Source organism: Streptomyces sp. NPDC000229, assembly GCF_040300825.1.
GTDB lineage: Bacteria > Actinomycetota > Actinomycetes > Streptomycetales > Streptomycetaceae > Streptomyces.
Genome location: NZ_JBEPEL010000069.1, coordinates 22455 through 37449, shown reverse-complemented (window position 1 = coordinate 37449; position 14995 = coordinate 22455). Strand labels below are relative to the sequence as shown.

The window sequence follows — 14995 nt, the reverse complement described above, 5'->3', positions numbered from 1 at the left end:
GAAGGCAGGGGGAGGAGCCACTGCGGAGCATTGGCGACCGACGACAACGCCGCGAGGTGCGGTGTCCAGGCGTCACGAGCCCAGCAAGATCCGAAGGAGAGGCCCTAGGGCTCTTCGGCGGTCAGGTACCGCTGCACGGTCGGCGCGAGCCAGGCGACCACCTCCTCGCGCGACATCTCGACGGCCGGCGGCAGTCGCAGCACGTACCGCGCCAGCGCCATGCCGAGGATCTGCGAGGCGACGAGGGCCGCGCGGCGAGGGGCGTCGGCCGGGTCGGGGCAGACGCCGGCCGCGATGGGGCCGAGCTGGGCCCGGAAGACACTCCGCATGCGCTCGGCACCCGCGTCATTGGTGACGCCGACCCGGAGCACGCCGGTCAGCACCTCGTCCTGCTCCCAGCGGTCGAGGAAGTGCGAGACGAGGACCGCGCCCATGTGCTTGACGGGCAGCGCCCCGACGTCGGGCAGGCGCAGATCGATCTCCGACGCGGCGGCGAACAGCCCCTCCTTGTTGCCGTAGTACCGCATCACCATCGACGGGTCGATCCCCGCGTCACGGGCGATGGAGCGGATGGTGGCGCGCTCGTACCCCTCGGCGGCGAACCGCTCCCGGGCGGCCTCCAGGATGGCGGCGCGGGTGGTGTCGGAGCGGCGCGGGGACGTCATGCCAACAACTGTAGGCCAACAAGCGTTGACACGCCAGCCAGGTCGGGTCTACCGTTGCCAACAAGCGTTGACCAACACCCGTTGGCACCTAGGAGGCAGCCATGGACGGCACGGCCGGCACAGAGATCGACGTCATCGTCGTAGGCGCAGGCCCCACAGGACTGCTGCTCGCCGGCGACCTCGCCGCCGCGGGCCAGAAGGTCACGGTCGTCGAGCGCCGACCCCACGAGATCAGCAACATGACGCGCGCGTTCGGCGTGCACGCCCGGACCCTCGAACTGCTCGACGCCCGGGACCTGGCGGACGAGCTGGTGAAGAAGGGCACCCCCATCACGCGGCTCCGGATGTTCCGCAGGCTGTCGCTCGACCTGTCCCGACTGCACTCCCGCTTCCCCTTCCTGCTCATCACCCCGCAGTACGAGGTCGAGCGCCTGCTGGAGCGCCGCGCCGTCGCCGCCGGTGTGGACTTCCGGTACGGCACGGAGCTGCGCACCCTGCGCCAGGACGCCGACTCGGTGACCGCCGAGGTCACGGACACCGAGGGAAAGGACGCCACCCTGCGGGCCCGCCATCTCGTCGGCGCCGACGGCCACCGCAGCGCCGTGCGCCGTGAGCTGGGCCTGCCGTTCCCCGGCCGCTCGGTCATCCGCTCGATCGTGCTCGTGGACGTCCGCCTCTCCGAGGAGCCCGAAGAACCGGTCATCGCCAACGGCACGGGAGAGACCTTCGCCTTCATCGCCCCCTTCGGTGACGGCTGGTACCGCGTCATGGGCTGGAACCGCCACCGCCAGCTCCCCTCCAGCGAGCCCGTCGGCCTGGACGAGGTGCGCGAGATCGCCCGGCTCGCCCTCGGCTCGGACTTCGGCATGCACGACGCCCGCTGGCTCTCCCGCTTCCACAGCGACGAGCGCCAGGTCCCCGCCTACCGCACGGGTCGCGTCTTCCTCGCCGGGGACGCGGCGCACGTCCACTCCCCGGCCGGCGGCCAGGGTCTGAACACCGGTCTCCAGGACGCCGCGAACCTCTCCTGGAAGCTCGCCTCCGTCCTGCGAGGGGAAGCCCCCGACCCCGAGGGGCTGCTCGACAGCTACCACTTGGAGCGGCACCCGGTCGGCGCGATGGTGCTGCGCAGCAGCGGCGCGCTCGTCCGCCTCGCGATGGCCCGCACCCGCTCCCAGCGCGCCGTTCGCGCCCTCGCCGCCGGTTTCCTGAACACGGTCCGTCCGGCGGCCACCAAGGCACTGGGAATGATCACCGGCATCGGCATCGCGTACGGCGCCGAGCGGGGCGCCCACCGCCTGACAGGCCGGCGCGCCCCGGACCTGGCACTCACCGAAGGGCGGCTGTACGAGCTGCTCCGCAAGGGCGAGTTCGTCCTGGTCGCCCCTCAGGGCAGCGCCCCGCAAGGCCCCCATGCACCCGTCCCGGGCCGGGTCGTACGGGCGAGCTGGGCGAACAGCGCCCGCCACGACACCATCCTCGTCCGCCCCGACGGCTACATCGCCTGGGCCACTGACTGAGCCGCCCACCGGTCGCACCCGGCCCCGGGCCATCGCCGGACCCCGCGGCACCTAGCACCTGGCACCTGGCACCTGGCGGGCGCGACACCGCCCCCGCCGGCCGTCACTCCAGCACGTGCCGCAGATACGCCTGCGGGTCGGCGAGATAGCGGCGCCAGTGGTCGACGAGGGCCAGGTCACGCCACGCCACCCGCCGAAGGCCGTGGTCGCCGACCTCGATGATGTCCGCGCCCGGCAGCGCGGTCAGCAGCGGGGAATGGGTGGCGCAGATGACCTGGCCGCCCTTCTTCACCAGCTGGTCCAGGTGCCCGAGCAGTTCAAGACAGGAGCCGAACGAGAGCGCCGCCTCGGGCTCGTCCATCACGTACAGCCCCGGCTGGAGGAACTTGCCCCGGAACGCCGCGAGGAAGCCCTCGCCGTGGCTCACGTACTCCGGCGCGAACCCTTCCCGGTCCAGCGCGTCCAGTGCCGTCTCGGCCCGCAGGAAGAACCCCTTGCGGGCGGCCCGGCTGCCGAGCATGCGCCGCCCCCGGGGCGCCGCCTCGAACCGGATCCGCTCCCCGAGGAGCGACTTGCCGCGCCGGGTGGCGTACCGCCAGTCGTGCGAACCGCCCCAGGAATCCAGCCCGAAGCCCTCCGCCAAGGCCTCGACCAGCGTCGACTTGCCCGAGCCGTTCTCCCCGACCAGGAAGGTCACCGGCGCGGTGAACCGCAGACCCTCCGCCATCAGCCTCCGCACGCACGGCACCGACCAGGGCCACTCACCCTCGTCGCAGGAGGCCACATGGGCATACGCGCGTTCGACGATCACGCCCCGAGTGTCACCGCCGCCACCACCCCGGAGCAAACGGCGTCAGAAGGCGTACGGGTCCCCCGTGGCGAGGACCAGCACCCGGTGGTCGTTGTCGGCGGGGTTCCGGTCGGTCGCGCCGCCGTTCCACGCGGTGGCCACCCGCGCCGTCAGCTCCTGCGGCGCGCCGGCCGTCCGCAGGCTCAGCAGCGTCTCGTGCCGCGTGCCGTCCGCCCGCAGCGGCCCGGTCGAGCAGAGCACCTCCCGGTCACCGCCCCACACGCAGCCACCCGGCAGTGGGTGCCCGGCTGCCAGCGGCGCCGAGAAGGCCAGGCGCACGGTCGTGTCGTCGAGCGCCGACGGCCCGCGGTTCTCGCTCACCAGCACGACGTCGAGCCGCCCGTCCCAGAGGGAGACGTGACCGTGGTGCGACACATCCGCCTCCGGGACCACCGTTCCCGCGGCACCGCCGCCCCCGCCCACCGCCGCCGCCACGGCGACGGACATCACCAGCAGACCCCTGCGCATCGCAACCATGCGCCGAACATACCGATATGACCAGGTCTCATAGGCCTCCCCCGCCGCTCGGAGGGGATCTTCGTGGCCACCTATGCTGACCGCGTACCGGCCGTTCGCTCACCCGCGCGAGGAGTACCGCCATGACCGCCGCCGCCACCCCCGCCGGCACCCCCGACCCCGCCGGCACCCGCACCCCCACCGACAGCCCCGACTCCCCCGCCCCCGGCGCCCCCGTCGCCGTCGTCACCGGGGCGAGCAGCGGTATCGGCGCCGCCACGGCACGGCAGCTCGCCGAGGCCGGCCACCACGTCGTCCTCACCGCCCGCCGCAAGGACCGCGTCGAGGCCCTCGCCGCCGAGCTCACCGCCGCGGGCCACCGGGCCACGGCGTACGCCCTCGACGTCACCGACCGTCCCGCCGTCGACACCTTCGCCGCGAGCCTGGAGCGCTGCGACGTCCTCGTCAACAACGCCGGAGGCGCCCTCGGCGCGGACCCCGTCGCCACCGGCGACCCCGCCGACTGGCGCCAGATGTACGAGGTCAACGTCATCGGGACGCTGAACATGACCCAGGCCCTGCTCCCCGCCCTCACCGCGAGCGGCGCCGGCACGGTGGTCGTCGTGTCCTCCACCGCCGGCCACTCCACCTACGAGGGCGGCGCGGGTTACGTCGCCGCCAAGAACGGCGCCCGCGTCCTCGCCGAGACCCTCCGCCTCGAAATCCTCGGCACCCCGGTCCGCGTCATCGAGATCGCTCCCGGCATGGTCAAGACGGACGAGTTCGCCACCACCCGCTTCCGTGGCGACACCGAGAAGGCCGCCAAGGTCTACGCGGGCGTCCCCGACCCCCTGTCCGCCGACGACGTCGCCGACACCATCGCCTGGGCGGTCACCCGTCCCGCCCACGTCAACATCGACCTGCTGGTCGTCCGCCCCCGCGCCCAGGCCTCCAACACCAAGGTCCACCGGGAGCCGTGACCACCGGGACACGGTGAAGGGCCCCGGCGCCAACCCGCCGGGGCCCTCCCCGTTCCGACCGTCCGCGTCAGCCCTTGACGCAGACCACCTGCTTCAGCTTCGCCACGACCTGCACCAGGTCGCGCTGCTGGTCGATGACCTTCTCGATCGGCTTGTACGCGCCCGGGATCTCGTCCACGACGCCGGAGTCCTTACGGCACTCCACGCCCCGCGTCTGGTCCTCCAGGTCCCGCGTCGAGAAGCGCCGCTTGGCAGCGCTGCGGCTCATCTTCCGGCCCGCGCCGTGCGAGGCCGAGTTGAAGGACGCGGCGTTGCCGAGCCCCTTCACGATGTACGAGCCGGTGCCCATCGATCCCGGGATGATCCCGAAGTCGCCGGAGCCCGCCCGGATCGCACCCTTCCGCGTGACCAGCAGGTCCATCCCGTCGTACCGCTCCTCCGCCACATAGTTGTGGTGGCAGGAGATGACCTGGTCGAAGGTCACCTTGGCCTTCTTGAACTCCTTGCGGACCACGTCCTGGTAGAGCGCCATCATGATCGCGCGGTTGTACTTCGCGTACTCCTGCGCCCAGAAGAGGTCGTTCCGGTACGCCGCCATCTGCGGGGTGTCCGCGACGAAGACGGCGAGGTCGCGGTCGACCAGGCCCTGGTTGTGCGGCAGCTTCTGTGCCTGGCCGATGTGGTACTCGGCGAGTTCCTTGCCGATGTTCCGGGAACCGGAGTGCAGCATCAGCCAGACCGACCCCGACTCGTCGAGACAGAACTCAATGAAGTGGTTGCCGCTTCCGAGCGAACCCATCTGCTTGCCCGCCCGGTCCCGACGGAACCTGACCGCTTCCGCCACCCCGTCGAACCGTGCCCAGAAGTCGTCCCAGCCCGCCGTCGGGAAGCCGTGCAGCCGGCCGGGATCGACCATGTCGTCGTGCATGCCGCGCCCGACCGGAATGGCCTGCTCGATCTTCGAGCGCAGCCGCGACAGGTCGCCGGGCAGGTCGTTCGCCGTCAGCGAGGTCTTGACGGCCGACATACCGCAGCCGATGTCCACCCCGACCGCCGCCGGGCAGACCGCCCCGCGCATCGCGATCACCGAGCCCACCGTCGCGCCCTTGCCGTAGTGCACGTCCGGCATCACGGCCAGGCCCTCGATCCACGGCAGGGTGGCGACGTTGTGCAACTGCCGCATCGCCCCGTCCTCCACCGTCGAAGGATCGGTCCACATCCGGATCGGGACCTTCGCCCCGGGCACCTCTACGTACGACATAATTCCTCAATTCCCCCGAAAAGTCCGAAAGCGCAAAAACCGGATCCAACGTCCGCGAAAGAGACAGCGGACCGGCATCGACGGCGGCGCGTGCGATACACATTGTGTTCATCGACCGGCGACGAGCGGCAACCCGTTTTCCCGGCACCGGCCGTACCGATCGGCACCAGAGCGAAAGGAGCCCGGGACCGTGCAGCGAAGGGCGTACGTACCCGGTGTGGCCGCACTCCTCGCGGCGCTCACCGTCGGCGTCACCGGCCTGACCGGATGCAGCGCCGGCTCCGGGCCGGACGGCACCGCCACCGACTCCAAGGCGGGCGACACCGCCGACACGGCCGTCCAGCCGGGCAAGTACCGCACGCTCCTCGAACCCTGCGGATCCGTCCGGCGCTCCACCCTCAAGGACCTCCTCCCCGGTGCCGCCCAGCTGCCCGAGGAGCAGCGGGAGCAGGTCTACCGCGGCACGGCCGCCGTCACCTACGACACCGACCGCCGCGCCGGCTGCAGCTGGAAGACCGACGGCCCGGACGCCTCCCACCAGCTGACCGTCGACTTCGAGCGCGTCGTCTCCTACGACCCCACCGTCAGCGACGACGACCGCGCCCAGCAGGTGTACGCGGGCAAGGAGGCCGCCGCCGGCCTCCCGGCCCAGGCCACCGCTCCCGCCGGCGAGGGACAGCAGGCCCCGTCCGCCACCGGCCCCACCGCGAACCCCACCGCGAAGTCCCCCGTGAGCCCCACCCCCGCACCGACCGGCAGCCCCACCACCCCCGAGGGCCTGGAACCGCGCGTACTGGCCGACCTCGCCGACGCCGCGTTCCTCGACGACGTCCTCACCCGCGCCGGTTCCACCGCGCAGCACCGCACCGTGAGCGTGGTGTTCCGCACATCGAACGTCATCGTGACCATCCGGTACGGCGAGCAGCCCGCCCGTGTCACCGAGGTGCCGGACAGCAAGGAACTGCAGGAAAAGGCCCAGGGTCTGGCCCGGAACCTCGCCGAGACGCTCGAGGAGTAGCCACCCCCGCGCGGGCCCCCCGGACACCCGGGGCCCGCCCTCCCCCCGCCACCGGAGGCCCCCGCGGACGTCCCGAGTCGGGCTACCGTGTCGGGACCGTAGACCGTAGGACCGCCGGACCGTACGAAAAGCGACTGAAGGAACCATGCACCGATCAGCCCCGCGACTCACCCGCATACTCGCCTGCGCAGCCGTACCGGTGATGCTCGTCGTCGCCGGCTGCTCGTCGGACTCCGACAGCAAGAGCGGCAAGAGCGACGCGAACGCGCAATCGCCGTCCGCCGCCGCCTCGCCGCAGACCGCCGTGAAGCCCACGCCGAGCGTCGCGCCCGCGAAGTACACCAAGCTGCCCGAGGCCTGCAAGGCGATCACCGGCGAGACGATCGAGGACCTGGTGCCGGAGGTGAAGAACGAGAAGGGCACGCCCGGCAAGTCCAACGACACCGCCAGCCGCGGCAGCTGCGCCTGGAACGGCCTCGACGACAACGGCGTCAAGGGCTCGCAGTACCGCTGGCTCGACATCTCCCTCCTGCGCTACGACTCCGACCCGTCGCTCGGCAGCGCCGAGCAGCGCGCCCAGGCGAACTACACCAAGGAGGTCGCCAAGGTGAAGGCGACCGAGGGCGCCACCAGCGTCAAGACCTCGCCCGCCGCGGGCGTCGGCAACGAGTCGACGGCCATCAGCTACGGCCTGAAGAAGACCGACGAGGACTTCAAGTACGCGGCGATCGTGACCCGCACGGAGAACGTCCTCATCACCGTCTCCTACAACGGCGCCGGTTACGCGGGCGCCAAGACCCCGACCCCGTCGGACCTGATGGAGGACGCGGTCAAGGCCTCCAAGGAGGCGGTCGCGGCGGTCGCGGCGGCCAACAAGTAGCCCTCCCCGAGCGGTTTGCGGAGCCCGGCCCTCCCCCGAGGTCCGGGCTCCGCACACGTGTGCCAGGCTGTGCCCGCTCAGATTCGTCGACGGGAGGGGATCGCGGGTGGCCGCGATGCAGCTGACACGCACGCACCGAATACTCATCGGCGTCGTCATCACCGGTGCGGTGATCATCGCCGGAATCGGTTTCGCCGGTTCGTACGCGGCGGTGCGCGAGCTCGCCGAGAAGAAGGGGTTCGGCGACTTCTCGCTGGTCTTCCCCATCGGCATCGACGCCGGCATCTGTGTGCTGCTCGCGCTCGACCTGCTGCTGACCTGGCTGCGCATCCCCTTCCCGCTGCTGCGCCAGACGGCGTGGCTGCTGACCGCCGCGACGATCGCGTTCAACGGCGCGGCCTCCTGGCCCGACCCGCTCGGCGTCGGGATGCACGCCGTCATCCCGGTCCTGTTCGTGGTCTCGGTGGAGGCGGCGCGGCACGCGATCGGCCGGATCGCGGACATCACGGCCGACAAGCACATGGAGGGTGTACGCCTCACCCGGTGGCTGCTCTCGCCCGTGCCCACCTTCCGGCTCTGGCGCCGGATGAAGCTGTGGGAGCTGCGCTCGTACGAGCAGGTCATCAAGCTCGAACAGGACCGGCTGATCTACCAGGCCCGCCTCCAGGCCCGCTTCGGACGTGCCTGGCGCCGCAAGGCGCCGGTGGAAGCCCTGATGCCGCTGCGGCTGGCGAAGTACGGCGTGCCGCTCGCCGAGACGGCCCCGGCGGGCCTGGCGGCGGCGGGCATCGAGCCGGTGCTGCTGCCGCCGAACCCCCTCCCCTCGGCGAAGGCGACACCCGAGCTGGAGCTGCCCCAGCACCGGACCCCCGACGAGCAGGACCAGCCCCGGGCCCACGACCACCCGCAGTCCCAGCCCCAGCCCCAGCCCACCCTCGCCCCCGAGGCCGAGCCCGCCTCCGAGGCCGAGCCCGTGTACGGGCCCCAGCCCCAGCCCGAGGTCCAGCCCGAGCCCGAGCTCCCCGGCAACCACGTGAGCCCCTGGTTCGCCGCCGCCCATCTGCCGCAGGACACCTACGAGCGCCCCTACGCCCCCGCGTACGTCGACGGCCCCGAGTCCACGTCCGTGCCGGGCCCCGGTCCCGGCCCCGGCCCCGGCACGGGCGAGGAACCGCTGCCCGCCGAGTTCGCCGATCCGGACGCCGAGGAGTTCAGCCGCCTCGCGTACCCCGTGTTCAAGCAGTACGTCGACGAGAACAACGACTGGCCCAGCGTGGACGTCCTCGACATCCACCTCGCCGACGGCCACGGCATCCGCCACCCGCTCAGCGCCGTCCTGCTGCGCCGCCTGCTGCCCGAGTTCAAGAACCACTACCAGGCGCAGCTCGCGGCCGAGCACATCGCCTGAGCCGGGCGGACGCTCACCGCTTCGCCCGGAGCTTCGCCGTCTCCCCGTACACCGCGAGGACGGCACCGAGCACGGCGATCACGGCGTACCCGGCCGTCGGGATCTCCCACCACTTGTGGAGCAGGCCCCAGGGCCCGTCCCCGAAGGTCCGTCCCGCCACGCCCAGCGCGCCCTGGATGCCGGTGACCCAACCGATGATTGCCACGATCTCCTTCATGGCTCCACGGTCCCGTGCCCGGGTTCCGGACGCGTCCTGCGCCGGACCGAGACCCGGGTCATCCGAAGGATGCAGAAACGCCGGAGGGCCCTCACCCCGGGTGAGAGCCCTCCGACCACCTCTGCGCTCGCGACGCCTACGCGCCGAGCAGCTTGCGCACCCGGTCGGCGCCCACCGCCAGCAGCAGCGTGGGCAGCCGCGGCCCGGTGTCCCGGCTGACCAGGAGCCGGTAGAGCAGGGCGAAGAAGGTGCGCTGGGCGACCTTCAGCTCCGGCGTCGGCTTGGCCTCCGGGTCGAGCCCGGCCATCACCTTCGGCACGCCGTAGACGAGGGTGGTGAGCCCGTCCAGCGACCAGTGGCTGTCCAGGCCCTCCAGCAGCAGGCGCAGCGACTCCCGCCCCTCCTCGTCCAGCGAACCGAGCAGCTCGGTGTCGGGCTCGGAGCGGACGATGGTGCGCTGCTCGGCCGGGACCTGGGTGGAGATCCAGTTCTCGGCGCGGTCCAGCCGCGGCCGCGCCTCGTCGAGCGAGGTCAGCGGGTTGGCCGGGTCCAGGTCGCTGAGGATGCGCAGCGTCTGCTCGTCGTGCCCGGCGGTGATGTCCACGACCGAGGCGAGCGTCCGGTACGGCAACGGACGCGGCGTACGGGGCAGCTCACCGGCCGCCGTGCGCACCGCGCGGGAGTGCGCGGCGGCGTCGGCCGGCAGCACGCTGCCGTCGGCGACCTTGGCCTCCAGCTTGTCCCACTCGTCGTACAGCCGCTGGATCTCCTGGTCGAAGGCGATCTTGAAGGCCTGGTTGGGCTTGCGCCGGGCGTACAGCCAGCGCAGCAGCGGCGCCTCCATGATCTGGAGCGCGTCGGCCGGGGTGGGCACGCCGCCCTTGGAGGACGACATCTTCGCCATGCCCGAGATACCGACGAACGCGTACATGGGGCCGATCGGCTGGACGCCGTCGAAGACCTCGCGCACGATCTGCCCGCCCACGACGAACGACGACCCGGGCGAGGAGTGGTCGACGCCGCTGGGCTCGAAGATCACGCCCTCGTACGCCCAGCGCATCGGCCAGTCGACCTTCCAGACCAGCTTGCCGCGGTTGAACTCGCTCAGCTTCACCGTCTCGGAGAAGCCGCAGGCGCAGCTGTAGGCCATCTCGGTCGACTCGTCGTCGTACGAGGTGACCGTCGTCAGGTCCTTGCCGCACTGCCCGCAGTACGGCTTGTACGGGAAGTAGCCCCCGGCGCCGCCGGAGCCGTCGTCCTCGCTCGCCGCGCCGGAGCCCTCCTCGGCCACCAGCTCGGCCTCGTCGACCGGCTTCTGCTGCTGCTTCTTCGGCTTGCCGGTCGCCTTGTCCTTCGTCCGGTACCGGTCGAGGATCGCGTCGATCGTCCCCCGGTGCCGCATCGCGTGCAGGATCTGCTCGCGGTACGCGCCGGAGGTGTACTGCTCGGTCTGGCTGATGCCGTCGTACTCGACGCCCAGCTCGGCCAGCGACTCGATCATCCCGGCCTTGAAGTGCTCCGCCCAGTTCGGGTAGGCGGAGCCGGCCGGGGCCGGGACCGAGGTCAGCGGCTTGCCGATGTGCTCCTCCCACGACCCGTCCACGCCCGGGATGCCCACCGGCACCTTGCGGTACCGGTCGTAGTCGTCCCAGGAGATCAGGTGGCGGACCTCGTACCCCCGCCGCCGGATCTCGTCGGCGACCAGGTGCGGGGTCATGACCTCACGGAGGTTGCCCAGGTGGATGGGGCCCGACGGGGACAGTCCGGAGGCAACCACGACCGGTTTCCCAGGCGCACGTCGCTCCGATTCGGCGATGACCTCGTCCGCGAAACGGGAGACCCAGTCGGTCTCGGTGCTGCTCTGAGCCACGATCGGCACGTCCTTGATTCCTCGGTCTTCTCGAAGGCTGGCTAAGACATTCTCCCAGACGGAACAACGTCCCCCGAGGTTGTCCACAGGCCGGGCAAAGGCACGACAAAGAGCTTGCGGACGCATGGGACACTTGACAACCGGAATAAGCATTCACCACCACGACAGGAACGGAAGCTCATGGCCTCGGTCCCTTCCCTCGCTTCGACCGTGCAGCAGCGCCTCGCGGACGCCCTCACGGCAGCCCTGCCGGAGGCCGGCTCCGCCGACCCGCTGCTGCGACGAAGCGACCGGGCCGACTTCCAGGCCAACGGCATCCTGGCCCTGGCCAAGAAGCTCAAGGGCAATCCGCGCGAGCTGGCGACCAAGGTCGTCGGGGCCATCCCCGCCAATGACGTCCTCAAGGACATCGAGGTCTCCGGCCCCGGCTTCCTCAACATCACCATCACCGACAAGGCCATCCTCGACACCCTCGCGGCCCGCGCCGCCGACGAGCGGCTCGGCGTCCCGTACGCGGAGGAGGCCGGCACGACGGTCATCGACTACGCCCAGCCGAACGTGGCGAAGGAGATGCACGTCGGGCACCTGCGCTCCGCCGTCATCGGCGACGCCATGGTCAAGATCATGGAGTTCGCCGGCGAGAAGGTGATCCGGCGCCACCACATCGGCGACTGGGGCACCCAGTTCGGCATGCTCATCCAGTACCTGATCGAGCACCCGCACGAGCTGGACCACAAGGACGCGGACGTCTCCGGCGAGGAGGCGATGTCCAACCTCAACCGCCTCTACAAGGCGGCCCGGGCGCACTTCGACTCCGACGAGGAGTTCAAGGCCCGCTCGCGCGACCGCGTGGTGGCCCTCCAGTCCGGTGACGAGGAGACCCTCGCCCTCTGGCAGCGGTTCGTCGACGAGTCGAAGATCTACTTCTACTCGGTCTTCAACAAGCTGGACATGGAGATCAACGACCCGGACGTGGTCGGCGAGTCCGGCTACAACGACATGCTCGACGAGACGTGCCGCCTGCTGGAGGAGTCCGGCGTCGCGGTCCGCTCCGAGGGCGCCCTGTGCGTGTTCTTCGACGACGTCAAGGGCCCGGACGGCAACCCGGTCCCCCTGATCGTCAAGAAGTCCAACGGCGGCTACGGCTACGCGGCCACCGACCTGTCCGCCATCCGTGACCGCGTCCAGAACCTGGGCGCCGACACCCTGGTCTACGTGGTGGACGCCCGCCAGTCGCTGCACTTCAAGATGGTCTTCGAGACCGCCCGCCGCGCGGGCTGGCTGAACGACCAGGTGCACGCCGTCCAGCTCGCCTTCGGCACGGTCCTGGGCAAGGACGGCAAGCCGTTCAAGACCCGTGAGGGCGAGACGGTCCGGCTGGTCGACCTCCTGGACGAGGCGATCGACCGGGCGGCGGCCGTGGTCCGCGAGAAGGCGCAGGACCTGACCGAGGACGAGATCGCCGAGCGCGCCACCCAGGTGGGCATCGGCGCGATCAAGTACGCCGACCTGTCCACCTCCGCGTCCCGGGACTACAAGTTCGACCTGGACCAGATGGTGTCGCTCAACGGCGACACGTCCGTCTACCTCCAGTACGCGTACGCCCGTATCAAGTCGATCATCCGCAAGGCCGGCGACTCCAGGCCCGCCGCCCACCCGGACATCGCCCTGGCCCCGGCCGAGCGCGCGCTGGGCCTCCACCTGGACCAGTTCGCCGAGACCCTGGCCGAGGTCGCGTCCTCGTACGAGCCGCACAAGCTGGCCGCGTACCTGTACCAGCTGGCGTCCCACTACACGACGTTCTACTCGGAGTGCCCGGTCCTCAAGGCCGACACCCCCGAGCAGGTCGAGAACCGCCTGTTCCTGTGCGAGCTGACGGCCCGCACCCTCCACCAGGGCATGGCGCTGCTCGGCATCCGCACCCCCGAGCGCCTCTGACACACCGATCCACGGAAGGGGCGTGCCGGACCCGGCACGCCCCTTCCCCCTTACTCACCATCCGGTAAGTACCTGACCAAATAGTCGGTACTTGTGGGCAGTTCAGCACCGGGCGAGGATCGAGGCATCCCACCGGAAAGCCTCCCCAAGGAGCTGCGCCATGCCCGCATCCACGTCCCCCGTCTCCGTCCTCGGCCTCGGCATGATGGGCGCCGCCCTCGCCGCCGCCCTCCTGAAGGCCGGGCACCCGGTCACCGTCTGGAACCGCTCGCCCGCCAAGAGCGGCCCCCTCGTCGCCCAGGGCGCCCTCCCGGCCGGGACGCCCGCCGACGCCGTGACCGCGAGCCCCCTCGTCGTCCTGTGCCTCCTCACCAACGACAACGTCCAGGAGGTCCTCGACACCCTGGGCGACACGGTCTCGGGCCGGACCCTGGTCAACCTGACCAACGGCACCCCTGCCCAGGCCCGCGAGTTGGCCGCGTGGGCCGCCGAGCACGGCGCCCAGTACATCGACGGCGGCATCATGGCCGTACCGCAGATGATCGCCGGCCCGGACGCGTACGTCTTCTACAGCGGCGACGAGCAGGCCTTCCAGGCCCATCAGCCCACCCTCGCCGCCTTCGGCGGCACCAGGTGGACCGGCACGGACCCCGGCCTGGCAGCCCTCTACGACCTGGCCCTGCTCACCGGCATGTACGGCATGGTCATCGGCGTCCTGCAAGCCTTCGCCCTGATCCGCACCGAGAACATCCCCGCCTCCGACTTCTCCGAGCCGCTCGTCGCCTGGATCCAGGCCATGCTCACGGGCGCCCCCGAATGGGCCGGGGCCATCGACTCCGGCGAGCACCTCACCGAGGTCTCCAGCATCGCCGTCAACCGGGCGGCCTTCCCCAACTTCCTCGCCACCTACCGCGACCAGGGCATCAGCGGCGAACTCTTCGAGCCCTTCCAGGCCCTCCTGGACCGCGCCATGGCGGAGGGCCACGCCGCCGACGGCCTCTCCCGCCTCGCGGACCTGCTCCGAAAGAAGTGAGCCACCTGTGACCCACCTGCTCCCATGCGCCCCCGTTGCGCCCACCGCCGGGGACGAGGGGCAGGACAGGATGCCTGCGCGGACCCGGCCGGCAGGAGGAACGCATGCAGGGCATGACGAGCTTCGACGACATCTACGACAGCCCCGACCCGCGTGCCTACTTCACCCGCCTGGCGCCGCTGTCGTACGAGATCCCCCACCACGCCCAGGCCGTCTTCCGCCGCACCGTCGCCGAACGCGCGGACCCCCACCTCACCGTCCTCGACCTGTGCTGCTCGTACGGCATCAACGCCGCCCTGCTCAACCACGACCTGACCCTCGCCGACCTGTACGCCCACTACACAGCCCCCGGCACCCGGCGCCTGACGACCTCCGAACTCATCGCATACGACAAGGAGTTCTACGCCTCCAGGCGCCGGCCCGACGCCGTCCGCGTCCTCGGCCTCGACATCGCCCGGAGCGCCCTCGACTACGCGCACGCGGTCGGTCTTCTGGACGGCGTCCATGCCGACAACCTCGAAGCGCACTCGCCCACGCCCGCGTTGAGCGCCGCGATGGCCGACGTCGGCCTCATCACTCTCACCGGCGGCGGAAGTTTCCTCAGCCGCCGCACATTCGCCGCACTGCTCGAATGCGCACGGCGCCCGGTCTGGGTGAGCGCCTTCATCCTCCGCACCATGCCGTACGCCCCCATCGCGTCCTGCCTGGCGGGCTTCGGCCTCACCACCCGCACGGACCCGGACCGCACGTACCCCCAACGCACGTTCACCGCCCCGCAGGAGAGGCGGGCCGCCGTCTCCGCCGTACGCCTCGCGGGCCTGGACCCGACGGGCCGGGAGACAGACGGCAGTTACCACGCGGCCCTGTACGAATCGCGTCCCTGAGGATTGTCAGTGGCG

The 14995-nt window shown here is 71.2% G+C and carries 14 protein-coding genes; 8 read left to right on the top strand and 6 right to left on the bottom strand.

From position 1 onward, the window contains the following. Positions 1-104: 104 nt before the first annotated feature. A complete protein-coding gene (locus ABT360_RS27095) occupies positions 105-665 on the bottom strand; it encodes a TetR/AcrR family transcriptional regulator (RefSeq protein ID WP_351821744.1) in 561 nt (186 codons plus the stop codon). Between the two features lie 101 nt (positions 666-766). On the opposite strand from ABT360_RS27095, the gene ABT360_RS27090 reads away from it, so the two are divergent. Beyond that, positions 767-2185 (top strand): FAD-dependent oxidoreductase, encoded by a 1419-nt coding sequence (locus tag ABT360_RS27090; RefSeq protein WP_351821741.1) that lies wholly within the window; start codon positions 767-769, stop codon positions 2183-2185. A 103-nt stretch (positions 2186-2288) separates the two neighbouring features. Here ABT360_RS27090 and ABT360_RS27085 read toward each other — a convergent pair whose 3' ends face one another. After that, positions 2289-2996, bottom strand: a complete 708-nt coding sequence (locus ABT360_RS27085) for an AAA family ATPase (RefSeq protein ID WP_351821738.1) — start codon at positions 2994-2996, stop codon at positions 2289-2291. Positions 2997-3038: 42 nt separating this feature from the next. Continuing rightward, positions 3039-3512: a hypothetical protein gene (locus ABT360_RS27080; protein WP_351821735.1), complete on the bottom strand. Its 474-nt coding sequence runs from the start codon at positions 3510-3512 to the stop codon at positions 3039-3041. Between the two features lie 122 nt (positions 3513-3634). Between ABT360_RS27080 and ABT360_RS27075 the strand changes: the two genes are divergently transcribed. Then, entirely contained in the window at positions 3635-4471 is an 837-nt protein-coding gene (locus tag ABT360_RS27075; protein WP_351821732.1) for an SDR family NAD(P)-dependent oxidoreductase, read from the top strand. Positions 4472-4538: 67 nt separating this feature from the next. On the opposite strand, the gene ABT360_RS27070 is transcribed toward ABT360_RS27075, so the two are convergent. After that, complete coding sequence (locus tag ABT360_RS27070) at positions 4539-5732, bottom strand: RtcB family protein (protein ID WP_351821729.1); 1194 nt, start codon at positions 5730-5732, stop codon at positions 4539-4541. Positions 5733-5922: 190 nt separating this feature from the next. Here ABT360_RS27070 and ABT360_RS27065 point away from each other — a divergent pair, with 190 nt between their 5' ends. The 3 genes from ABT360_RS27065 (at position 5923) to ABT360_RS27055 (ending at position 9038) form a co-directional block, all read left to right on the top strand. Then, positions 5923-6750: a DUF3558 domain-containing protein gene (locus ABT360_RS27065; protein WP_351821726.1), complete on the top strand. Its 828-nt coding sequence runs from the start codon at positions 5923-5925 to the stop codon at positions 6748-6750. Positions 6751-6895: 145 nt separating this feature from the next. Continuing rightward, on the top strand, positions 6896-7630 hold the full coding sequence (locus ABT360_RS27060) for a DUF3558 domain-containing protein (RefSeq protein ID WP_351821723.1): 735 nt from the start codon (positions 6896-6898) through the stop codon (positions 7628-7630). A 115-nt stretch (positions 7631-7745) separates the two neighbouring features. Beyond that, complete coding sequence (locus tag ABT360_RS27055) at positions 7746-9038, top strand: DUF2637 domain-containing protein (RefSeq protein ID WP_351821720.1); 1293 nt, start codon at positions 7746-7748, stop codon at positions 9036-9038. A 13-nt stretch (positions 9039-9051) separates the two neighbouring features. On the opposite strand, the gene ABT360_RS27050 is transcribed toward ABT360_RS27055, so the two are convergent. Together ABT360_RS27050 and lysS are read right to left on the bottom strand one after the other, a co-directional pair. Next, positions 9052-9255 carry a hypothetical protein gene (locus ABT360_RS27050; RefSeq protein ID WP_351821717.1) on the bottom strand — a complete coding sequence of 68 codons (204 nt, stop codon included), beginning with the start codon at positions 9253-9255 and terminating at the stop codon, positions 9052-9054. A gap of 136 nt (positions 9256-9391) precedes the next feature. After that, entirely contained in the window at positions 9392-11134 is a 1743-nt protein-coding gene (lysS, locus tag ABT360_RS27045; protein WP_351821714.1) for a lysine--tRNA ligase, read from the bottom strand. Positions 11135-11305: 171 nt separating this feature from the next. Between lysS and argS the strand changes: the two genes are divergently transcribed. The 3 genes from argS to ABT360_RS27030 all read left to right on the top strand — a co-directional run bounded on the left by argS (position 11306) and on the right by ABT360_RS27030 (position 14980). Next, the gene (gene argS, locus ABT360_RS27040) at positions 11306-13063 is read left to right on the top strand and encodes an arginine--tRNA ligase (protein ID WP_351821711.1); all 1758 of its coding nucleotides are present in this window, start codon (positions 11306-11308) and stop codon (positions 13061-13063) included. Positions 13064-13223: 160 nt separating this feature from the next. Then, the gene (locus ABT360_RS27035; protein WP_351821709.1) at positions 13224-14096 is read left to right on the top strand and encodes an NAD(P)-dependent oxidoreductase; all 873 of its coding nucleotides are present in this window, start codon (positions 13224-13226) and stop codon (positions 14094-14096) included. 104 nt (positions 14097-14200) lie between these two features. Further along, entirely contained in the window at positions 14201-14980 is a 780-nt protein-coding gene (locus tag ABT360_RS27030; protein ID WP_351821706.1) for a hypothetical protein, read from the top strand. The last annotated feature ends 15 nt before the right edge of the window (positions 14981-14995 follow it).

Excerpts from the sequence above, each read along its gene's own strand:
- ABT360_RS27095 (WP_351821744.1), bottom strand. The coding sequence starts at position 665 with ATGACGTCCCCGCGCCGCTCCGACACCACCCGCGCCGCCATCCTGGAG.
- ABT360_RS27090 (WP_351821741.1), top strand. The coding sequence starts at position 767 with ATGGACGGCACGGCCGGCACAGAGATCGACGTCATCGTCGTAGGCGCA.
- ABT360_RS27080 (WP_351821735.1), bottom strand. The coding sequence starts at position 3,512 with ATGGTTGCGATGCGCAGGGGTCTGCTGGTGATGTCCGTCGCCGTGGCG.
- ABT360_RS27075 (WP_351821732.1), top strand. The coding sequence starts at position 3,635 with ATGACCGCCGCCGCCACCCCCGCCGGCACCCCCGACCCCGCCGGCACC.
- ABT360_RS27070 (WP_351821729.1), bottom strand. The coding sequence starts at position 5,732 with ATGTCGTACGTAGAGGTGCCCGGGGCGAAGGTCCCGATCCGGATGTGG.
- ABT360_RS27060 (WP_351821723.1), top strand. The coding sequence starts at position 6,896 with ATGCACCGATCAGCCCCGCGACTCACCCGCATACTCGCCTGCGCAGCC.
- ABT360_RS27055 (WP_351821720.1), top strand. The coding sequence starts at position 7,746 with ATGCAGCTGACACGCACGCACCGAATACTCATCGGCGTCGTCATCACC.
- ABT360_RS27050 (WP_351821717.1), bottom strand. The coding sequence starts at position 9,255 with ATGAAGGAGATCGTGGCAATCATCGGTTGGGTCACCGGCATCCAGGGC.
- argS (WP_351821711.1), top strand. The coding sequence starts at position 11,306 with ATGGCCTCGGTCCCTTCCCTCGCTTCGACCGTGCAGCAGCGCCTCGCG.
- ABT360_RS27035 (WP_351821709.1), top strand. The coding sequence starts at position 13,224 with ATGCCCGCATCCACGTCCCCCGTCTCCGTCCTCGGCCTCGGCATGATG.
- ABT360_RS27030 (WP_351821706.1), top strand. The coding sequence starts at position 14,201 with ATGCAGGGCATGACGAGCTTCGACGACATCTACGACAGCCCCGACCCG.